Source organism: Clostridium phoceensis (assembly GCF_001244495.1).
GTDB classification, from domain to species: Bacteria; Bacillota; Clostridia; order Oscillospirales; family Oscillospiraceae; genus Lawsonibacter; species Lawsonibacter asaccharolyticus.
The window spans coordinates 1,930,323-1,949,955 of the sequence record NZ_LN866274.1 but is presented as its reverse complement, the minus strand read 5'-3'; the positions used below and the strand labels follow the sequence as shown (position 1 = coordinate 1,949,955).

Here is a 19,633-nt window from a genome sequence, read left to right as displayed (position 1 = left end):
TCAAACACATAACAGGAGGTTAACCATGAGAAAATTCACGACCCATATCTATACCAAAGCCAACTATCTGCTCAACCGCGGCCGCATGGCATTGTCCAATCAGCGCGGCGATTTTTACATTTCGGACGCCGTCAAGATCATTATCGCCGTAGTTTTGGGTGCGCTGCTCCTGGCGGCTCTGACCCTCATCTTCAACGATACGGTCATCCCCCGCATCACTGAGGAGATTGAAAGTCTGTTCTCCTAAGCACCAAATCAGGGGCCAGTTTGCAGAACTTCTGCAGCTGGCCCCCTTTTTTATTTGCAGATAACGACTAATGGAGGTGAAAGCATGAATCAAAAACCGTGTCAGTTCTATTCCTTTCTGCAGGCAGTCCGGGGTAACTGGCGTAACGCCCTGTTCATCCGCTGCAGCGGTTCACTTTGTCCAATGATCCGGCAGGCATCCTGTGAGGGGTTCCTGATGGCAGCAGACGCAGGCTGTCAGCCAATCTTTCTGTCCGTCCAGACAGTGCGGAAGCTGAGTGGAGAAGCAGTGGACCCCGAAGAATGCTCTGCAATTCTGGAGTGCCGTTCGTTCCGGACTGCTTATACCAGGTTTCTGGAATGGCATACCTCTTCGGACCATGTATGTCCGTTTTTACAGCTATGCCCAGACCGGAATACCTATTTCGGATGATTCTGCCTGTTAAGACGCAATGCCGCCGTCATCGGCGCGTAATGGAGGTGATTTTATTGAAACAAAAACAAATCAAATGTCCTTATTGTCATGCTCACGCTTCTCTTCGGCCTGCAAGTCTTGTGTATGGATCTACTCCACAGACCAGAGGAAAATTCCTGTATGTCTGCGACAGGTGGCCGGCCTGCAATGCCTATGTCAGTGCTCATGAGCACACATTGCTCCCCATGGGGACACTGGCGAATGGCGATCTGCGCCACAAACGCATTCTGGCCCATCGTGCCCTAAAAAAACTGCAGCAGGACTGCCATATGGAAAAATGGGAGGTCTATATCTGGCTGCAAGCCAAACTGGGGCTGGATGCACACCAGACCCACATCGGCCAGTTTTCCGAATATATGTGTGAGCAAGTCATTTCCCTCTGTCAGCAGGCTCCAGCGTACACATCCGGGCGTGCTGCCTGAACGGAGGTGAAGCCTGATGAAGCAAAACTTTAAGCTTACCAAAGACCAGCAGACACTGGTAGAAAAAAACCTATCCATCGTTCACTGGGTCATTGTCAACAACATCCATGTAAATCCCGGCATCTGTGGTCTGGAGTACGGAGATCTGTTTCAGGAAGGATGCCTGTGGCTCTGCAAGGCCGCTTTTACCTACAATGCCGGACAGGCGCAGTTTTCAACCTACGCCAAAAAGGTTGTGAAAAATGGACTCCTCTCCTACTGCCGAAAAATCTGTAGTCAGGGGCGGCACATCAGTCGGCTGATCATCGGAGAACAGGGCGAGCTGGCCGCAGATGGAGAGCAGGTAGACCAGCCGGATGACCATTTTGACTCCCACCTTTCTCGTCTGGAGACCCTTGATCTGCTGGAAGCCAGCAAACAGAACTATCAGGGCGTTGCCAGACTTGGCATCGAAGCACTGGCGCTGAAGGTTCAGGGAATGCGCATTACAGACATCGCCGCCCTCTATCAAGTCCCTCCTTCCCATGTGGGCGCCTGGATCTCCCGCTCCCTGGAAAAACTTCGCAATGACCCTGACTTTTTAACCTGCCTGCTTTGATCTGTTGAAAATCAGCATCAATAACAGTAAGGGATATGTATAAAAAGGAGGTATCGAAATATGGCAATCAAAACCCTATACACTGCGGTCGGCCGGTTTGAACGAAGGACAAACGGCTGCAACCGCAGTTGTCCAATCATCCTGTTAGGCGGTCAGGAGTACATGGCCGATATGCAGGAAATGGTGATTTGGAGCATGCTCAACTGGAGAATCCTGCGCTGGGATGACATCGCACAAGAATACGAAAAGCTAGCCACCGCATCCGGTTACTGTACCGAGCGTTCTTGGGAAGACTGTACAAACCGACTGCTTACCCGCGGTCTTCTGGTATCCGGCAGCGGTGAAACAGAATACGATGCTCTGTATGACCTGCTTGGTTCGCTCAGCATTATCCCAACCAGCGGACCGTTCTTCCTCCGGCTCGCCTCTTTTGTCAAGCTGACGCTGCTGGCACATGTTCCGGTATCCGCTGCGCGGAAACTGTTCCAGAAAGATAAACGCACCAAATACGAAGTTCTGGTCATGCGCCTTGCCGGACAAGCCCTGCTCTCCACTGCAGAGATCATCAAGTGCATAGATAAAAATATTTCCCGCCTCCCCAATGAATGTGCGCTTTTGGATTCCCTCTACGGAGATGAAACGACCACCAGTGACAACATTGCCAGCATGGTCAAAATCAGCCAGAGCAGCAAGCCAGTGACATTAGCCGTTACCAATCTTTATCTGCGGCAGCAGATTATCTTTGAGAGGGTATGAGCATGATGAAACAATGGACTCTTTTTCCCACCGTATTGCAGCGAAAGTTTCTGCTCACTCTGCTGGCCGGAATCGCCAGTGCGGGAATCAGCGTCATCATCTGCGTGGCAACAAAAGATCATATCCTGCTGGCATTGGGGATTGTCATACTCTGCGCCTGTCTTATCTCCTGTCGAGGGATCTGGACGACTGCAGCACATAAGAACTACGAAGTAGTGGAAGGCATCTGCGCCGGTATCAGTACACCTATGCTCCGCCGCTACCGCAAAGTACATCTGATAGACAGCCATGGCATAGAGGTCACACTGCTTCTCAGTAAATCGGCCCTGCTTAAAATAGGCGAGCCCTACCGATTTTACTTTCAGAAAGGAGCACGGCCTGCCGTGGGAAATGACTATCTGGACGCAGCCCTTTCAACGAACAGCTTTTTGGGCTATGAAGCAATCAGCGAGCCGGAGGAGCATCCCGATTTGTCCTCTGAATCCTAAAAATGCGAGGTGGTCTTGAGCCACCTCGCTTTCTTAAAGGGCATTTTGCAAATCACAATGACCAACGCCTGATTTCCTTATATTTTGCAGAATACATTCCTTCTGTCCCTATTTATTGGGTAGATCAAGGAAAGGAGGGTTTCCTATGTATAAGCCCCATACCATCGAACAATATAAAGTCTATCGCTTTCTGGAAGAAAACTTTGCGCTGGAGCATTTCCTGCTCGCTCCTTTGTCGCGCTTCGGACTGATGCTGGAGGACAAAACCGGTGAAAAAATCGCGTTTGCCTTTCTCAATGACTGTGTACAGGAAATACCTGTACCAGCTCCAGCTGCTCCAGAAACAGTAATCGCTTTTCTAAAGCAATTCCGCAGCCTTACGCCCCGCCCAGTCGTCCATGACTTTGAAGCGCTGACCCGCTGGTGGCTGGACAATCCCAACCCACTTACCTACCAGCAGGCACTTGGTATGTCCGATGATCTCTACCACCATTTTCTGTCCCATCCTTTGATCAGTGAAGATGACGCCCTTCGGCTGGCACGCAAAGGACTCGTTACCGAATCGGAATATAATGACCTGCAGCTATGGTATTTCAACGGCCATACAATGTCCTGCTGGTTTGGTCCTCTGGGAGTAGATGGCACCGGAAGCCTATACGGCCTGACCTTTGACTATCAAACGGCATCCCCAACAAAGACTCAGTTCTACCTATTGGATGACTACTACCGCGTTATGAACCATCTTACAGAGTAAAACCTTTTCAACTACTACATATCGTACTTGTCGCTGGCTATAAATCTATATATAGTGTTTTACATCTTGACAGGCACAAGATGCAGTGCTATACTGTATCTGTAATTGATTTTTGTGCGTATCCCATTTGGGAATACAGGTCTTTTTGATCTGTACCGTAGGCCAAAAGCCTGCATTGCACACGCTGTTAAGTTTGTATGCAAGTGTCAGTGATTTTTTGCGCCCTTTTAGGGTCGAAAAACTGCTGGCACTTTTTTATATAGATAATAATGCCAATGGCAGAAAGGAGTGTTATGGCACAGATTTTTGTGTTCGGGCGCGTCATGAACGACCTCGTACCCAAAGAAAGCCAGTCTAAACAAAGCTATGTATGCTTTGATCTGATGGAACGCACCAAAAACTGGACGCAGTTCTATCAGGTGTGGGCCTGGGATGCAGATGTCACCCGGCTCATGCAATTCAAGGTCAAAAAAGGCAGTATGATCTGGCTTGCCGGCTCACAGCGGCTGGTAGATGTTCGTATGAAGGACGGTAAATTGGAAAAGAAGCTGAAGGTCAGTCTAAATGACTTTGGTTTCCTCCCCAAACAGCCCGCCGCAGCGAACAGACAGGAGAATGACCCGGACATTACTGCGGAACCCGCACCACCTCTCACAGAGGTATTGGACGGCGACCGTGAATCCCTGCCGGAGTAGTTTACTTCGGCGCCCAAGAGGGACCGTATCAAGTTTTTCAGAATGAAACTGAAAGCTTGGTGCGGTCCCTCTTTTTTTGTTTTCCAACAAATTCAGAAAAAAGGATGGTATCAAACATGAATAATGACAAAGGATTTTTGAGCGGCAGCATCACGATCCTGATTGGTGCGGTCATCGCAATTATGGCTCTGGTACGTGGGCCCTGGCAGGTTTGGCTACTTCTGGGCGTTTTCACTCTCTGGGGACTGTGGGTAGTTTTGATCTTGCTTCTCCCCTATATGCAGCAGGCTAAACGGCATCGCCAGCGTCAGCAGCGCACCAGACGGCTCCATGCAGAAGGCATCCAAACAAGAAGTTTTGAGATCCCTGACCTGGGCAGCACCAGCTCCGATGAACTGCTGGTTCGCCACACCAACCATCGTATTCTGGCATATCTGCGCTCCGCTTATCCGCAAGCCACCTTCGAGTGGTGTGAAAAGCAGCCGGAGCAGCTGATCCGCAATGGCGGTACCGGCCGCATCCGTGTGTTTGGCATTGACGAGTTTGATCACGCTGATGTGACACTGGATCAGAACGCCAATATCAAATGCGATATGGTCAAGATCGTTCCGCTATCCAAGGTCGGCGGAGAAACAAACGAGGATGATGCAACACCTCCGAACAGGCAGCCTGTTGATCCCCGTATCTGGTATGAAACGCAGGGACGCTCTGTACTGGAAGCACTGATCTCCGACCTTAATTCCCGTGGACACAGCAAACTGACGCTTCGGGAAGACGGTGATATCTGCATTGAGCAGGGCGAAGATGCTGTTTCTCAGGAGCATCTGAACAACTTTCCCCAGAAGGTCTACTGGCCCCGTCTGGCAGAGGTACTGGAAAGCAATGGTCTGGCGGCTGAAGTCACTGCCCAGGGTATTCAGGTATCCTGGTAATGCTTCTGATGCCAAGGAACACAGAGAAAGGAGTGAACTTGACGAATGAAATCAGGACTTACCATCGTGGAAATGGCACAGCAGATTGAACGCCAATCCAAACTCAAGCAAGACTATTTGCTTGATACCAGGCGACTTCAAGTAGAACCTTTTGGTTCTCAACTTTATCTCCACACCTTTGATGACCACGATGACCCACTGGTGGAGCCATTGGAGATCAACCAGATTGCCCATCGGCAGATCGGCACACATCTGAAGATTCCGGCTGCTTACTATGACCGTATGCTTTCCGATTATCCGGAACTGCTGGCAGAGAATGTGAATTCCTGGTTCCAGCGGGAACCGACCCAGCGTATGGTCCGCACCCTGGATGGCACTGTACGGGCGTTTTTGAGCAACCGCTATCGCCGCATTGACAATCTGGACATTGCAGAAATCGTCCTTCCTGTCATTCAGCAAATGGAGGACGCCTATTTTGAAAGCTGCCAGATCACGGACAGCCGTATGTACATCAAGGTAGTCAACAAGCGGCTTGAAGCCGAAGTTGTACCCGGTGACATCGTACAGTCCGGCGTTATCATCAGCAATAGTGAAGTTGGACTGGGTTCCGTCAACATCCAGCCTTTGGTCTATCGGCTGGTATGCAGTAACGGCATGGTTGTCAACGATGCCCAGACTCGCCGCACTCACATCGGCCGGGTCAATGAGGCAGATGAAAACTTCCAACTGTTCTCACAGGAGACATTGGCCGCTGATGACCACGCATTTGCCATGAAGATCAAGGATACCGTGATGGCCGCCGTGGATGAAACGCGGTTTACACGGGTAGTTGGCATGATGCGTGAAGCCACAACCGTCCAGATGAATACCACTGATATTCCCGGCGTTGTCCGTCTGGCAAGCAAGGATTTCAATATCACCGAGGAAGAAAGCACCGGCGTTCTGCAGCGTCTGATCGAAGGCAAGGATCTGACCCTCTATGGGCTATCCAATGCCGTAACACGCTTTAGTCAGGATGTGGACAGCTATGACCGCGCCACTGCCCTGGAGGGGATCGGATACAATATCCTGTCCATGCCCCGGCAGCAGTGGAACCGTATCAATCAGATGGCCGCCTGACCATCTGCAACCATCACAATTTTTAAGGAGGAACCACTATGTATAATCAGAACAGCGATTTGATGAAACAGGAAAAATTCATGCTCCCCACTATGATCGAAGGCGATTTCAGCGCCGAGGAACTGGCTGAGGACGCCGATGGTCTGCAGATGAGCTTTCAGCGTGTCAAGATTCCCGCCGGCGGCACACTCCAGTTTGAGATGCCGTCCGATGATCCGGACAATCCCGACTATGAAAAGACTCTGGTAGGCGTCATTCTGCATAACCACGCCACCTGCGCCTACTGGCCGGCTGGCAGCGAATATGACGACGATACCACGCCGCTTTGTTCTTCTGTGGATGGCAAGGTTGGCATCGGCACTCCCGGAGGCGCCTGTGCTGCCTGCGTGATGAACCGCTTTGGTTCTGCACCTGATGGCAGCAAAGGAAAAGCCTGTAAAAATATGCGTGTGCTCTACCTGCTTCGCAGTGGTGAGTACATGCCTCTGCAGGTAAATCTGCCTCCTACCAGCATCAAGCCCTTCAAGGAATTTCTGAACCGGGCCTTCATGCTCCGCCGCCGCGCCACTTACGGCAGTATCGTGCAGATTGGTCTCAAGCGTGAGAACAACGGCACCAATGACTACAGTGTTGCTACCTTCAAACTGCTGCAGGATTTCCAGGGCGAGGAGTTGGCTCAGATCCGGGCTTACGCCAATAGCTTTAAGGAGCAAATCAAACTCCTGCTCCAGCAGCGTGCCGAAATCACTGAGGAGCAGCGCGACACCGGCTGCGATTATGTAATCGAGCCTGGCGCCATGACCAACGAGCCGGCAGACGGTCACTATACTGTCAGCCAGATCAATGGTGACTGCGAGCAGCTGCCCGCATAAGTATCTTGATGTGGCCTGCGCCACATGACACATGAACAAAGGGATGCCTTCGGTTTAACACACCGGAGGTATCCCTATTTTTTTATTTAAGGAGGAAAATACAATGTTATGTGAAGTACCATTAACCAAAGAACAACAGGCATTTGCCACCGCCCATCATAGCTTGGTCTATAAGTTTCTGAACGAAAACCGGTTGCCAGAAGATGAATTTTACGATGTAGTCATTTTCGGCTATCTGAAAGCCGTTCGGGATTACTTTTCTGATCTCACCGCACAACAGTTCACTTTTTCCACCATCGCTAATCGGAGAATGAAATTCTGCTTATTCGATTACTTCCGCACCCAGGAGCGCCGCAAGCGCAATATGGAGGTTCTCAGTATTCATGTCGGATTATATCCTGATGGTGCACCTTTAGAAGATACCATTCCTGCCCATGACCCAATCATGCAGCAGTTGGAAATGGATCTTCTGCTCCACGAACTGGCCGGCAGAGTATCCAAGCAGCAAATGGATATTGTGCATCTGAAACAGGGCGGCTATGGTATCCGTGAGATTGCCCGCACCCAGAAGGTTCCTATGCGGCGCATTAAAGAGCTTCTGGCCGAAGTCCATGATGTGCTTCTGGACATTTGCTATGGGTAAACCCATTACAGATACGAAATACCCTTACATCCACATTTTCAAAAAGATTGGAGGTCAAACCGAATGAAGAAAGAAAAGAAACAGATCGTTTTGAATGGTTCTCTGCTGCGTCCACTGTCTGTTGGGCGGGGTGCGCTTCTGCACGCCGGAGGAAACATCTACCACACTTCGCGTGTGGTAGCAATTCTGGAGGAGTCGGAGGATTGCGTCCGTTTTGAAACGCAGAACTCCCACTACCATCTCTCCATGTCCCCTTTTCCGCTGGCGGCTGTCAGTCCGCTCCCTGTGAGATTGGCCGCATGTGCGTGAAGGGGCTGTAAATGGATTGGAACAGCCGGCTCCCGCTGACTATTCCACAAGTTTTGGCCGTGGCGGATACCATTCCGTCACGGCTCTTTTTATGGAGGAACAAAATGAATGAAGAAATCATGAATGAGATCCAACCAGTCCGCTCCAAAGACCAGTTTACCTTTTCCTGCCGTCAATGCGGGGCGTGCTGCCGCAATATCGAAGGCTGTGTAATGGTGGAAAGTCTGGATGCCTACCGTCTGGCTCGCTACCTCCGGACAAAAGGTGCGCCCATCGAAGGAATAGAGGATTTCCTGTTCCGCTACTGCGAACCGGAACCACTGACTGAGGAAGGCTTCCCCATCTATATGCTCAAAACAAAAGCCCCCAACGACTCCTGCATTTTCCTTACGGATGGGCGCTGTTCCGTCTACCCTGCCCGTACCCGTACCTGCCGTATCTATCCTCTTACCGTAGGTCCAGGGGGGCGTGGCCGTGATTTTGAATACTGCCTATGTCTGGACCGGCACCGGGGCCACTTTACTGGCAGCCGGGTATCCGTCAAAAACTGGCTGTATCAGAATTTTAAGCGGGAAGACAAAGACTATGTGAAGCGGGAATATGAGATTGCTACCGAACTGGACAAACTGATGCGCGCCATTGACCCTACCATGCGGCAGGGCATTGTATTCAAGGTGCTCTACTACCGCTATTACAATTTTGATTTAAACCAGCCTTTTCAGCCTCAGTATGAGCAGAATAACCGACACCTGTTAGCAGACCTGCACCGGATTGCCAGGGAACAGTAAAAGGCAAATGGCTTTTTTAGAAAGGGGGCCTTATTCTATGAATTTACACGAAACAGCAATGGGGCAAAGATTTTTTAATGTTCAGCTCCCTGCACTGATCAACACACTCAAAGATATTGCGGCGGCGCTTTCCCGTCCTGCACCATCTACTATATCCTTTCCGGCAGACCCACGCTTTCTCACTTCGCTCTATTATGGCGAATATGAAGCAGATGTGTTCAAGCCCGATAAACGCCTCGCGCCTTTTAACCAGGCAGTACATCAGAAAGAAAAAGCTCTGCTTCCGCTGCTCTCCAGCGAGGCGTCCATCGCTTTTGAACAGTATCAGACTGCGATACAATGCCGCAATTCTGCTGTATTGGAGCAGGCATACACCTCTGGTTACCGTACCGCTGTGCAGATGTTTGCGGCAGGCTTAGGCCCACAGCCGCCAGTACCGGAACATGAGGAGGATAGCAATGGATGAGAACAGACTGCCCGAACTGCCCCAGGAATCTTTTCGGCCAATGATCGCACAATCAGTCCAACTGGAACAGTTTTTGGGGGAAGAACTGATTTTTTGCTTTCGGGATCTTGATGGCGTCCATACCTTTACTACCTGCTATGGCGATATCTACAAAACAGTCAACGCACTGCGGGATTATGTCCGGCTTCTGGAATCGGCGTGCGATCAGTGGGAGCTGACTGGATTCCATCGTGCTACCTATGAGTACCATGCAGAAAAGCTACGTAAAATTGCGGATAAGCTGCAAGCTGGTATCGGCTACGACTATGACAAAGCCGTGGAAAGATGCAAAAAGAAACGAGCCAAAAAGTCCCACAGCAGCGATGTCGGGGAAGATGCCCTTCTGCTGACAGTACAGGCTGCCAACAAGTCCGCTGACAATAAAAAGGAGGCTGCGCCTTATGAGGAAGATACCCCTTGGGAACCTGAACTCGAATAACCCTATAAAAACATCTGTTAAAAAGTATCATGCAAGCGTTGCCCGGCAATCTTCCAGAGAACGGAACCGATTGCTGGCCTGCAAGAGCTTTGCGTTTATCCACGCCAATGTGCATAAGCACTGCCGCCACTTCCGGCGCGGAAGCCGCCCGGAAGCTACCCACGGAGGATGCCTATGGAACGAGATGAACTACGCACCACTTTAGTGAACCATCTGGAAACCCTGCGGCGCAATCTGCAGGTCGTATCCATGGAGGTGCTGAAAACCAAGTACAAAAAACCATTTGATGCCCTGCGGCAAGACATCTGTAAAGCCGCTACCGCCTATACCCGCTTTCTGGTATTTGACGGTATGCGGATCAAACACAAATACTTTGATGAGGCTGTACCCTATATCGATACAGCTGTGAAGCAAACCAAGCGGCTCAAACAGATTTCAGATGCTGCCTTTCAGCGTCAGGATATTGACGAGATCGAATCCCTCGCCCTTGCCTTGCGCAAAGAGATAGAAGCAGCTCTGCAGCCCTTCTATATGGGACATATGTGCCTTTATGTGACGCCGGAATGCTTTGACGACCCGCCCAAGACGCCGGAAGTCTACAACGATGCAACCGCCTGCGTCTGGCGGGATGGTACATGGCAGCTTCTGGAGGATACCAGCAAAGGGTTCCTGCTCTTTGTTCAATCCAAATCCAAGGAGGAAGCTGCCGCATGAAAAATACATCCCAGCAATATCTAAACAGCGAAGCACACGGTTATCTCATGGAGGCCAAAGCCTGCAAGCTTTTGCTCAAAGACTTGGAGCGCATCCGCGCCAAGCTCAAGCGGCACATCGAAAAGGAAGCCGCAGACCGCGAGGCAGAATTTGAAGCAGCTATGCAATACCATAGCGAAAGCGACATCCAGGAAGCCTACGGCTGGGAATTTATCAGCGAACAGCAATATGAACGCTATCTGGAATTGTTCCGTCAAGGCCGCAAGGCACTTGATGAACACAGCCCCACTGTTACAGAGCTGGCTCTCTCCATCCTGAACCGCATCTTTCAGGATATTGATAGAGACTGCCGCCAATGCGAGTTTGAAGCCCTGTCGCCGGAAGAACAGCTTGCCGAGTTGAAGCGTGCTGAAGAATCCAAGCAGGCATGGAGGCAGTATATCGCCAGTCTGAAAGAATGGTCGGCTCTATGACTGGAAAGACCAATGACCACACTGCGTCAAAAAATGCAGCAACTATACACAAGGAGGATGCAAAATGAAAATTCACGAAGATCGTTCTCATATGAATATTGATACCAGATGGTTTGAAAAAGGCTATGCCAAAGAAGACGTCCACTCCCTACGCCTGCAGTCTCTATGCACCGAAGCAGAGGCAGCAGCAAACAAACAGTTTTATGACAGCCACACCCGCGAAGAATGGGAGCAGTATATGCGTCAGGCAAGTTTGGAGAGCAGCGCAGCAATGAAAACCGTCATGGAAGCCATCGCACAGGACTTTGTCTGCTACCAGTATGACGAAAATATCCCTGTGTCCTATGGCAGCGACCGATGGGATCTGTACTTCTGGTGTAATCCCTTTAACGGCGCCGCAGACGCATCCGAACGGGATTTCTCATATTTCACGCTGACCTTTAACGAACGTCAGACGCTGGAGAAACGAAGAAAAGTCTGTCAACAGGTGCTGGATCTCCTATGCTCACGCTTTCAGGAGCATCCTAATCTCGATGTAGCCGTACAGTATTCCATATGGTTTGACCATCCAAAGATCCACGATGCGGTGGAGCGCGCAAAGCCCCGTCTGCATGGCCTGCGCTGTATTCAGGACCAAAAAGAAGGAAAGCTGCTCCTGCAGGACGGTGCCCTGCTCTTCAAACCAAAATACGCAAAGAAATATACCCGCACGCTGAGCCAGAGCCAGATTTTGTCCCTTAGTTGGGAACTGGGCGTAGAGGACGGAGAGCCTGATACCGATGCTGCACCTGTTACCTTGCCTTACAAGAAATTTGGTGCCACGCACCCCATCCAGCTGCAGGTGACTTCCTACCTGAATGGAAACCTTGCCATACAAATGGTGACATGGGAAAGCGGTGACCCGGAACCCTGGGCGACTCTCACCGTCAACCTGCCCGGCCAACGGCAAAAAGACCATGCCTTTATCGACACCAATGCCGATTCGGAATTTCCCACCTGGCTCATACGACATGGTCTGGCCATCCCAACCGGTCGCACCATGCAGAGTGGGTTCTGCACCTATCCTGAATATCGTTTTCGTGCCAACCGGCTGCAGGAGCTGGACCCGGAAGGGTATGCAGGCTACTTGAAAAACTTTGAAAGGCGGTGCAGCGCATGAAATATAAGGCAGTTTATGATGTACTGAATGAAAGGCGGCAGACTACCCCCGGTTTCTGTTACCATGACCGTAGCGGCTGGCGTGCTTACTCCCAAACCTACATGACCATGCAGTGCCCTTTATGGATTATTGCTGAAGATGCTGCCACGGGCAGGCGTCTGTGGATTACCCAGGAGGGCACCCGATTTAGCATTTCCATTCGAAGGATGGATGAACAGGGGCGTAACTATGGCCCTACCTATCGCATTACTTGTGAAAACAGGACAAAGCTGGCTCAGGTTCTGCGCTATCAGTTCGAGTCAAAGACTTTGGCTGTGTAGCTGACGATGACCAGAGAGGAACTGCATTCTTCTCCCTGCTCCGGTTTCCTTGTCCGGAACACACACTAAGAAGCACCGGCAATCTGTATTTTTGCAGGCGTCCGGTGCTTCTTTGGAGGAAAACGCTTATGAATACTCTCGCATTTACGCTGGGCGAACACCGAGCCCAGCTGACTTTGAAAATCAGTACATATCCCAACGGCAATCTCGCCATCAAACTTTATGAAAAGGATCACAGCATCCTGATTTTTTGGGAAACCCTTACCACCAACTTAACCGGAATCCGCCCCGACCACTGCGCTTTCATCAATATAAAAGCCGCAGACGGACTTTTTCCGGTCTGGCTGTCAGACAATCACCTTGCGGAACCTACCGGGCAAATTCTTGAATCGAATGGCTGTCTTTACCCTGAATACCTGTTTTATGGCAAAGAACTGGACGCCCTGGACCATGAGGGGCACACCCTCTACATCCGGCATCAGAAAGGCGAGCTGGGGCGCCGCTTTGAGCGGCTATATCTTGCCCTGCGCCGGCTGGCACGAGAAATCAATGGGTTCAGCTACACTGATTACAGCGGCTGGCGGCGTCCAGATGGGGTTTCCACCACCCTGCCCCTCTGGATCGAGGCGTCTGACCCTTCTCATGGCCGCAAATTCATCTTCACACAGAAAGGACCCGCACTCCAGACTACCATCCGCTATGCCGATGGTACGAAAAAGCAGCGCATCTACCGGCGTAAAGAGGACATGGCTGCCGAACTGATGACCATGTTTCAGGAGGAATTGCGTGTCTACCCTCCCTGGTCTGAAGACCGGAGGAATCGGTACGAATATTAAAGGTAGTAAAATAGGAGGACATCATCATGAAGATCCGTATCTATCCCCAATCCCTGTTGGAAACCGTATGGCAGCAGGACAAACTGCTGTTTACCCCAGAGGCAGCGCAACCACCCTTGTGTCTTCGGTGTGGTCAGCCGCTGGACCGCAGGCTGGTCATCAACGCCCTGAGCCGCTATGCAGATGTCCATATCTGCGAGGCGTGCGGTATGGATGAAGCCCTGCGTGATGCCAACCGTTGCCCACTCCCCCTAACAGAATGGACAGCTGTCAAAAACGGTTTGAGCCAGCAGCGGACCGATTTTGAAGATCCGCTGCTGACTACTTCCTGCACCTTTGAATATCTGTTTCAGCAAGGCTCCCGTCCTGCCAGCGAGATAGCCTATTCCCGTTCTGATTATGATGGATGGAAATGGTGGACCACCTGGCATCAGTGCCAAAAGGATACGCCTGTTCTGGAAGTTGCCCGTGAAATTGATGCTTTTCAGAATGCGCTGTTCCAACTGCCGGAGTTTCGGAATTTGGACACGCTGACACGGTTCTGTCGAGGGTACGCCCAGCCCACCAGCGAGCCCACCGAATTCAATCTGTATTCGGAAACTGCCCACTTTTATATCTGGCTGCGGCTAGTCACCCGGCATCGAGATTATAATGCCTATGTGCATTACTATCTGAAAGGTTAAAAGTTTGCAACGCACTGGATACAGTATGCCTATCAGCTCTGTATCCAGTGCGTTTTTCTCTATGAAATAGTTATTTATTTTGCTATGTACTTATAAAAGCTTGTTGCAAAAGTCAACCCGCTATATAATTATGAAGAAATATATTTTTCAAAATCTGTCCGTTGTAATATTTCGCAGACATTTGCCTGTTATAATATCCGCAAAAGCAAAGGAAGTTGAGGGATTTTTGAGATTTACCATATATCATATAAAGAATGGAGGTGCATGATTTTGAATCCTAAATTACTGGTCGTTGATGATGAACGCGGTATTGTCGATATGATACAGAGTTATTTTCAAACACAATATGATATTCTGACTGCTTATAGCGGACAAGAAGCGCTCAAAAAAGTAGCTTGCAAACCAGACTTAATTTTATTGGACATCAATATGCCGGGAATGGATGGTCTGACTGTATGCCAGCAGATACGGGAACACATAGCCTGTCCCATTCTTTTTTTAACCGCTCGTATTGAATCCAGCGATAAAATCATTGGATTTCAGGCCGGGGCGGATGATTATATCGTCAAGCCCTTTGATTTGGATGAATTGGGGGCGCGTATTGCCGCACATCTGCGCCGGGAGCAGCGACGCCAAAATAATTCGGCAGTACGCTTCTTTGGTGAATTGATACTGGATTATTCCGCCCGAACAGTTACAATCAATAATCTGAACATCCCGCTATCTAAGAGGGAGTTTGAGATTGTAGAACTTTTATCCCTCAATGCAGGACAGGTTTTTGACCGCGAGCGAATTTATGAGCTTGTGTGGGGCTTGGATGGGGACGGAAACAGCGATACAATTATGGAGCATATTCGGAAAATACGCGCTAAATTTGCAGCACATACATTGCACAATTACATTGAAACGGTTTGGGGGTGTGGTTATCGGTGGAACGCCTAAAAAATATGGGACTAAAGAAATCTTTCCTGCTATTATCCCTCTCCTGTTTGGCAGTGGCATTTCTCCTGCTTGGGACAGTTATCTTCCTTTGCCGAGGCATTGAAAACCATTATCCTTTAGGCGGTGTAGAAATTTTGTCGGATGGCTCTGTTGTACCTTTGCCATCTCCTACGGTGTCACAACAGCGTATTTTGGCTACCCTAAACATTGTGCAGACGGTTTCCTGTATTCTTTTTCCAGTAGGCGGATTGATTGTTTCAGTCTTTCTTTTTTATTATCTCAAATTGAAACAGCCTATTTCCTGCCTGCAAAATGGCATTATGCGGATTCAGAATAATGATCTGGATTTTTCGCTGCCGATTTTGTCTAACGATGAAATGGGACAACTATGTGCTGCCTTTGAAGAAATGCGGAGTGAACTTCTGAAATCGAATCGGCTATTGTGGCAACAGGCCGAGGAACGCAAACGGCTCAATGCCGCATTTTCCCATGATCTGCGTAACCCGATTACGGTATTAAAAGGAAGTGTAAAACTTTTGCGGCAAGGTATTCAGGACGAACAGACCATAGACCGGCTGGAAAGTTACACTTTACGGATTGAGCAGTATGTAGAAGCTATGAGCAGTGTTCAAAAGTTGGAACAACTCTCTGTTAAGCCAAAAGAAATCAGACTATCCGTTTTGCAGAGTGAATTGCAGGAAACAGCACGACTGTTGGCGCTATCCAAAAAAGTTTCTGTTTTAGTCCCATCAGGCGGAACTGTTTGTATAGATCACGGGCTATTTCTTACCGTAGCGGAAAATCTGATTGGAAATGCGGCGCGATTTGCAGAAAAAGCAATCTCTATTCAAATAACGCTGCAAAATGATTCTATGACCTTGAATGTAGAAGATGATGGTGCTGGTTATCCGCTGTCTCTCGTACAGAATGGGCCAACCCCCTTTGAAACGACAAGTAGTAATTCCTCACATTTTGGAATGGGGCTTTACAGCAGCAGAATTTTATGTGAAAAACATGGTGGCCGATTGATTTTGGAAAATCGAGCCGGGGGCGGTGCATCCGCAATGGCTATTTTTCATTTTGTGTAATCCTTGAGCGATTTTTGAGATTTATCATTTACACTCTCCTTATACCACAAATAAGGAGAGTGTTTTTTATGAATATTGAGGCAAAGAATTTATCAAAGATTTATGGTGACGGTGAAAACCGAGTGGTGGCTTTGGATCGTGCAAATCTCGAAATTGTATCCAGCGATTTTATTTCCATTATGGGGCCATCGGGAAGCGGAAAAAGTACCCTGCTGCATTTGCTTTCCGGCTTGGATAAGCCATCTTCCGGCTCGCTGACCTACGATGGTAAAGATATTTACAGTTACAGCGATAAGGAATTGTCGGCATTCCGCCGTAAACGGATTGGATTTATTTTTCAGCAATTTAATCTGCTTCCAGTTCTGACGGCGAAAGAAAATATTATCATGCCTCTTTTGCTGGATAAACAAAAACCGGATGAAGCATACCTGAAACAGATTACAGAACTACTTGGCATTCAGGGCCGCTTGGAACATCTGCCCCATGAGTTATCCGGCGGCCAGCAGCAGCGTGTAGCCATCGCCCGCGCTTTGATTGCAAAGCCGGATGTAATTTTTGCGGATGAGCCTACGGGAAATCTGGACAGCAAAAGCGGCGGCGAAGTCATGGAACTGCTTCAAAATGTATGGAAAAAGATGGGGAAAGCTCTCGTTGTCATTACCCATGACAGCCGTATTGCACGAATGGCAGACCGGCAGTTTCAGATTGTAGATGGTGTGCTTACGGAGGTGACAGCGAAATGAAATCTTATCGTACATTAGCATTGAAAGAACTGCTGTCCCAAAAAGTCACTTCTATTCTTATTTTGATTGCCGTTGTGCTGTCTACTATGATGACAACCATTGTAGGACAATCCATTGGCGTACTTAGTGCAATGCGGGAACAGCAGGCCATCGCTATCGGAGGAAACCGATATGCCACTTTTTTGCAGATGAATGCAGATCAGCTTCACGCACTGGAACAGGATGAGCGTCTTTCCTATGTAGGGAAATCTATTTATATGGGAAGTTTAGAACTCTCCCCATCTCTTACCCTTGGTTTGATGGAATATTTGGATGACAATGCCGCTATCTATCCGTCCAGTACCAGTGTAGAAGAAGGTCGTCTGCCAGAAGCCCCGATGGAAATAGCTCTTTCGGAAGATATTCTGAAATATCTTGGCTTTGAGGGCGGTATTGGAGATAAGATTACACTTTCACTGCAAAAAAATCTTCGCCACAACATTGTGGACAGCTATTCCTATACAGCGGAATTTGTTCTTACAGGGAGATTGAAAAATAACTACTTAGGATATACAAGCGGCACTGTTACGGGAGTTGTAGGAGAAGGAACTGCCGAACAACTTCTACCGGAATCTTATATTTATTACAATGTGGATATTCAGACTACCGATAAAAAGAGTTTTCAAGCAGTTGTCGATGACATCAATAAGGAATTGAACATCCATGAGCTTGATACCAGCTACAATATTGTATATTTGAACGCTTTGGGAATTTCCTATACTGCAAATTCCGAGGATGCCAATGATAAGGGATTCTCTTTTATGACAGTCGCAGGGATATTAGTGGGCAGTTTAATTTTGCTGGCTGCTGGCCTTGTGATTTACAACATTCTGAAAATATCTGTCTCAAAACGAATAAAGGGATATGGAACACTTCGGGCTATTGGAAGCGAAAAAGGACAACTTTATCAGATCATTGTAATTGAAGTAACCCTATTGTGTCTGATTGGGATTCCTATTGGTATGCTTCTTGGCTTTTTGAGTGCCAGAGGGATTTTAGAGGCAGCTACCGGCCTGGTTTCTCCCGAATTGTTCTTGGTTCAGGATTCTTCCGAATTGAAAACCCTAATAGCAGAAAACAGTTCTTTGAATGGAACCTTACTGATATTAAGCGGAGCAATCACTTTGGCGTTTGCGTTGTTTGCAGCATTACCAGCAGCCAGATCAGCCGCAAGGGTATCCCCTATTATGGCGATGTCTGGAACAAATCTGAAAATTCGACGCAGAAAGCGTAAAGCAAAGAAAATCCATAATTTTGAAGCATACTATGCCCGTCTGAACTTAAAGAGAAATAAAGGTCGTACTGCAATTACAATTTTGTCCCTTGTTATGAGTATCACGGTTTTTATTGCACTGCAAGGTTTTTCCTCTTTACTGAACGCTGCAAGTACCCTGCAAGATAACCATTTAGGAGATTATCAGATCACAAATGAAAGTGTTGGATTTACCGCAGACGATCTGAATACCTTACAGAAAAATGAAGCAGTACAGAGTGTAGCTGCTATACAGTTTTCGCTTTACGAACAAAATGAAAATGGGCAGCTCGATGGAATCAGTCTTGAATTTCAACTAAAACCTGGCGAAACTTTTCAGGTTGTCGGATTGAACGATGAATATTGGGATTATTTCATGGGGGATCAATTATCAGAAGAACAGCTCGAACAACTGAAATCAGGGAACGCCTGCATCGTCAGGAATCCTATTCCAATGAGCTACGGCGAAGATGTTCTTGAATTTACAAATATAGAGGCTGGAGAAAGCATCTGTGTTGCGGGAACGGAGCTGGATGTTTTGAAAACTTTAGATGGCTATGACGGTTATCTTGGTATTGGTAACGGCGGTTTCACAAATGGTGTTCAGGTAATCGTTGATGACGCTATCTATGAACGCCTGACGGGAAAAGATACCTATTCAGAGTTTTTGCCTACGCTGAATGAGGGTGCTGACAGGGAAAACTTTGATACATTTATCGAGGCGTTTTGTAATAGAACACCGGGGACAACATTCTTGTCGTATGAAGAAACCGACCAGCAACTAAAAGAGAGTTTTGCACAGATTCAAATGCTGGCATGGGGACTGATTCTTTTTGTTGGCCTAATCGGCATTCTTAACATCATCAATACCGTTTACACGAATATTCACACCAGAGTAACAGAAATCGGTATGCAGCGGGCCATTGGAATGAGCTCCGGTAGCCTTTATAAAACTTTTCTTTGGGAAGGTGCATATTACGGAGTCATTGCCTCTGTGATCGGAAGCGTACTGGGATATGTTTGTACGATCTTCATTGAGGCGGCCACGAGCGACACTATCCAGCTTGTTGCAATCCCTGTCATGCCCATTCTTGAAGCAACCCTCTTGGCAGTAGGAGCTTGCTTGCTGGCAACAGCAATTCCACTACGGAAAATTTCAAAAATGAGTATTGTGGATTCGATTGAAACGGTTGAGTAGAATACTATTTTTTGAAATGCCCGAACTTTCTAATATTTCGTGGACATTTAGGTTTTAGAATGACCTTATCAGTGAAAGCAGGTGGATAAAGGAGCTTTTGTCTATTTGCTGTGCTGATTCTGGTACTGTTGGCGGCCACTGGCGC

Annotated in this window: 25 protein-coding genes; all 25 read left to right on the top strand. The window is 48.5% G+C overall.

Features of this window, described 5'->3' with window-relative positions; all coding sequences use genetic code 11:
• Positions 1-25: 25 nt before the first annotated feature.
• The 25 genes from BN1969_RS10135 to BN1969_RS10020 all read left to right on the top strand — a co-directional run bounded on the left by BN1969_RS10135 (position 26) and on the right by BN1969_RS10020 (position 19,488).
• Positions 26-247, top strand: a complete 222-nt coding sequence (locus BN1969_RS10135; RefSeq protein ID WP_050624191.1) for a DUF6133 family protein — start codon at positions 26-28, stop codon at positions 245-247.
• A 479-nt stretch (positions 248-726) separates the two neighbouring features.
• Positions 727-1,143, top strand: a complete 417-nt coding sequence (locus BN1969_RS10130; RefSeq protein WP_242850398.1) for a zinc-finger-containing protein — start codon at positions 727-729, stop codon at positions 1,141-1,143.
• 16 nt (positions 1,144-1,159) lie between these two features.
• The gene (locus tag BN1969_RS10125; RefSeq protein ID WP_050624190.1) at positions 1,160-1,741 is read left to right on the top strand and encodes a sigma-70 family RNA polymerase sigma factor; all 582 of its coding nucleotides are present in this window, start codon (positions 1,160-1,162) and stop codon (positions 1,739-1,741) included.
• Between the two features lie 60 nt (positions 1,742-1,801).
• Positions 1,802-2,497: a hypothetical protein gene (locus BN1969_RS10120; RefSeq protein WP_050624189.1), complete on the top strand. Its 696-nt coding sequence runs from the start codon at positions 1,802-1,804 to the stop codon at positions 2,495-2,497.
• 2 nt (positions 2,498-2,499) lie between these two features.
• Positions 2,500-2,985, top strand: a complete 486-nt coding sequence (locus BN1969_RS10115) for a hypothetical protein (RefSeq protein ID WP_336454706.1) — start codon at positions 2,500-2,502, stop codon at positions 2,983-2,985.
• Between the two features lie 145 nt (positions 2,986-3,130).
• Positions 3,131-3,739 (top strand): hypothetical protein, encoded by a 609-nt coding sequence (locus tag BN1969_RS10110; protein WP_050624187.1) that lies wholly within the window; start codon positions 3,131-3,133, stop codon positions 3,737-3,739.
• A 293-nt stretch (positions 3,740-4,032) separates the two neighbouring features.
• Entirely contained in the window at positions 4,033-4,434 is a 402-nt protein-coding gene (locus BN1969_RS10105) for a single-stranded DNA-binding protein (protein WP_050624186.1), read from the top strand.
• Between the two features lie 116 nt (positions 4,435-4,550).
• Positions 4,551-5,366, top strand: a complete 816-nt coding sequence (locus BN1969_RS10100; protein ID WP_050624185.1) for a hypothetical protein — start codon at positions 4,551-4,553, stop codon at positions 5,364-5,366.
• A 45-nt stretch (positions 5,367-5,411) separates the two neighbouring features.
• A complete protein-coding gene (locus tag BN1969_RS10095; RefSeq protein ID WP_006874318.1) occupies positions 5,412-6,485 on the top strand; it encodes a DUF932 domain-containing protein in 1,074 nt (357 codons plus the stop codon).
• A gap of 38 nt (positions 6,486-6,523) precedes the next feature.
• Positions 6,524-7,357, top strand: coding sequence for a hypothetical protein (locus tag BN1969_RS10090; RefSeq protein ID WP_050624184.1), 834 nt, complete (start codon positions 6,524-6,526; stop codon positions 7,355-7,357).
• Positions 7,358-7,460: 103 nt separating this feature from the next.
• Positions 7,461-8,000: a hypothetical protein gene (locus BN1969_RS10085; RefSeq protein ID WP_003502011.1), complete on the top strand. Its 540-nt coding sequence runs from the start codon at positions 7,461-7,463 to the stop codon at positions 7,998-8,000.
• A 63-nt stretch (positions 8,001-8,063) separates the two neighbouring features.
• Positions 8,064-8,309: a hypothetical protein gene (locus BN1969_RS10080; protein ID WP_003502009.1), complete on the top strand. Its 246-nt coding sequence runs from the start codon at positions 8,064-8,066 to the stop codon at positions 8,307-8,309.
• 104 nt (positions 8,310-8,413) lie between these two features.
• On the top strand, positions 8,414-9,097 hold the full coding sequence (locus BN1969_RS10075; RefSeq protein WP_242850325.1) for a YkgJ family cysteine cluster protein: 684 nt from the start codon (positions 8,414-8,416) through the stop codon (positions 9,095-9,097).
• 37 nt (positions 9,098-9,134) lie between these two features.
• Positions 9,135-9,563, top strand: a complete 429-nt coding sequence (locus BN1969_RS10070; protein ID WP_050624182.1) for a DUF6809 family protein — start codon at positions 9,135-9,137, stop codon at positions 9,561-9,563.
• The gene (locus BN1969_RS10065) at positions 9,556-10,041 is read left to right on the top strand and encodes a hypothetical protein (protein ID WP_050624181.1); all 486 of its coding nucleotides are present in this window, start codon (positions 9,556-9,558) and stop codon (positions 10,039-10,041) included. The genes BN1969_RS10070 and BN1969_RS10065 overlap by 8 nt, the downstream gene beginning before the upstream one ends.
• A 174-nt stretch (positions 10,042-10,215) precedes the next feature.
• The gene (locus BN1969_RS10060) at positions 10,216-10,755 is read left to right on the top strand and encodes a hypothetical protein (protein WP_050624180.1); all 540 of its coding nucleotides are present in this window, start codon (positions 10,216-10,218) and stop codon (positions 10,753-10,755) included.
• Positions 10,752-11,228 (top strand): hypothetical protein, encoded by a 477-nt coding sequence (locus tag BN1969_RS10055; RefSeq protein ID WP_050624179.1) that lies wholly within the window; start codon positions 10,752-10,754, stop codon positions 11,226-11,228. The genes BN1969_RS10060 and BN1969_RS10055 overlap by 4 nt, the downstream gene beginning before the upstream one ends.
• A gap of 64 nt (positions 11,229-11,292) precedes the next feature.
• Positions 11,293-12,387, top strand: coding sequence for a DUF4313 domain-containing protein (locus BN1969_RS10050; protein WP_050624178.1), 1,095 nt, complete (start codon positions 11,293-11,295; stop codon positions 12,385-12,387).
• Complete coding sequence (locus BN1969_RS10045; protein WP_050624177.1) at positions 12,384-12,707, top strand: hypothetical protein; 324 nt, start codon at positions 12,384-12,386, stop codon at positions 12,705-12,707. Before BN1969_RS10050 ends, BN1969_RS10045 begins: the two co-directional genes overlap by 4 nt.
• Before the next feature lie 128 nt (positions 12,708-12,835).
• Positions 12,836-13,543, top strand: coding sequence for a DUF4313 domain-containing protein (locus BN1969_RS10040; RefSeq protein WP_050624176.1), 708 nt, complete (start codon positions 12,836-12,838; stop codon positions 13,541-13,543).
• 26 nt (positions 13,544-13,569) lie between these two features.
• The gene (locus tag BN1969_RS10035; protein WP_242850324.1) at positions 13,570-14,226 is read left to right on the top strand and encodes a hypothetical protein; all 657 of its coding nucleotides are present in this window, start codon (positions 13,570-13,572) and stop codon (positions 14,224-14,226) included.
• Between the two features lie 270 nt (positions 14,227-14,496).
• Entirely contained in the window at positions 14,497-15,168 is a 672-nt protein-coding gene (locus tag BN1969_RS10030; protein WP_473206040.1) for a response regulator transcription factor, read from the top strand.
• Positions 15,156-16,256, top strand: coding sequence for a HAMP domain-containing sensor histidine kinase (locus BN1969_RS17165; protein WP_242850323.1), 1,101 nt, complete (start codon positions 15,156-15,158; stop codon positions 16,254-16,256). The genes BN1969_RS10030 and BN1969_RS17165 overlap by 13 nt, the downstream gene beginning before the upstream one ends.
• Before the next feature lie 68 nt (positions 16,257-16,324).
• Positions 16,325-16,999, top strand: a complete 675-nt coding sequence (locus BN1969_RS10025) for an ABC transporter ATP-binding protein (RefSeq protein WP_004611623.1) — start codon at positions 16,325-16,327, stop codon at positions 16,997-16,999.
• Positions 16,996-19,488, top strand: coding sequence for an ABC transporter permease (locus BN1969_RS10020; protein WP_050624174.1), 2,493 nt, complete (start codon positions 16,996-16,998; stop codon positions 19,486-19,488). Before BN1969_RS10025 ends, BN1969_RS10020 begins: the two co-directional genes overlap by 4 nt.
• Positions 19,489-19,633: the final 145 nt, after the last annotated feature.

Bases quoted from the DNA above. Each gene is read 5' to 3' on its own strand.
- BN1969_RS10135 (WP_050624191.1), top strand. From the start codon at position 26: ATGAGAAAATTCACGACCCATATCTATACCAAAGCCAACTATCTGCTC.
- BN1969_RS10125 (WP_050624190.1), top strand. From the start codon at position 1,160: ATGAAGCAAAACTTTAAGCTTACCAAAGACCAGCAGACACTGGTAGAA.
- BN1969_RS10120 (WP_050624189.1), top strand. From the start codon at position 1,802: ATGGCAATCAAAACCCTATACACTGCGGTCGGCCGGTTTGAACGAAGG.
- BN1969_RS10115 (WP_336454706.1), top strand. From the start codon at position 2,500: ATGATGAAACAATGGACTCTTTTTCCCACCGTATTGCAGCGAAAGTTT.
- BN1969_RS10110 (WP_050624187.1), top strand. From the start codon at position 3,131: ATGTATAAGCCCCATACCATCGAACAATATAAAGTCTATCGCTTTCTG.
- BN1969_RS10105 (WP_050624186.1), top strand. From the start codon at position 4,033: ATGGCACAGATTTTTGTGTTCGGGCGCGTCATGAACGACCTCGTACCC.
- BN1969_RS10100 (WP_050624185.1), top strand. From the start codon at position 4,551: ATGAATAATGACAAAGGATTTTTGAGCGGCAGCATCACGATCCTGATT.
- BN1969_RS10095 (WP_006874318.1), top strand. From the start codon at position 5,412: ATGAAATCAGGACTTACCATCGTGGAAATGGCACAGCAGATTGAACGC.
- BN1969_RS10090 (WP_050624184.1), top strand. From the start codon at position 6,524: ATGTATAATCAGAACAGCGATTTGATGAAACAGGAAAAATTCATGCTC.
- BN1969_RS10085 (WP_003502011.1), top strand. From the start codon at position 7,461: ATGTTATGTGAAGTACCATTAACCAAAGAACAACAGGCATTTGCCACC.
- BN1969_RS10080 (WP_003502009.1), top strand. From the start codon at position 8,064: ATGAAGAAAGAAAAGAAACAGATCGTTTTGAATGGTTCTCTGCTGCGT.
- BN1969_RS10075 (WP_242850325.1), top strand. From the start codon at position 8,414: ATGAATGAAGAAATCATGAATGAGATCCAACCAGTCCGCTCCAAAGAC.
- BN1969_RS10070 (WP_050624182.1), top strand. From the start codon at position 9,135: ATGAATTTACACGAAACAGCAATGGGGCAAAGATTTTTTAATGTTCAG.
- BN1969_RS10065 (WP_050624181.1), top strand. From the start codon at position 9,556: ATGGATGAGAACAGACTGCCCGAACTGCCCCAGGAATCTTTTCGGCCA.
- BN1969_RS10060 (WP_050624180.1), top strand. From the start codon at position 10,216: ATGGAACGAGATGAACTACGCACCACTTTAGTGAACCATCTGGAAACC.
- BN1969_RS10055 (WP_050624179.1), top strand. From the start codon at position 10,752: ATGAAAAATACATCCCAGCAATATCTAAACAGCGAAGCACACGGTTAT.
- BN1969_RS10050 (WP_050624178.1), top strand. From the start codon at position 11,293: ATGAAAATTCACGAAGATCGTTCTCATATGAATATTGATACCAGATGG.
- BN1969_RS10045 (WP_050624177.1), top strand. From the start codon at position 12,384: ATGAAATATAAGGCAGTTTATGATGTACTGAATGAAAGGCGGCAGACT.
- BN1969_RS10040 (WP_050624176.1), top strand. From the start codon at position 12,836: ATGAATACTCTCGCATTTACGCTGGGCGAACACCGAGCCCAGCTGACT.
- BN1969_RS10035 (WP_242850324.1), top strand. From the start codon at position 13,570: ATGAAGATCCGTATCTATCCCCAATCCCTGTTGGAAACCGTATGGCAG.
- BN1969_RS10025 (WP_004611623.1), top strand. From the start codon at position 16,325: ATGAATATTGAGGCAAAGAATTTATCAAAGATTTATGGTGACGGTGAA.
- BN1969_RS10020 (WP_050624174.1), top strand. From the start codon at position 16,996: ATGAAATCTTATCGTACATTAGCATTGAAAGAACTGCTGTCCCAAAAA.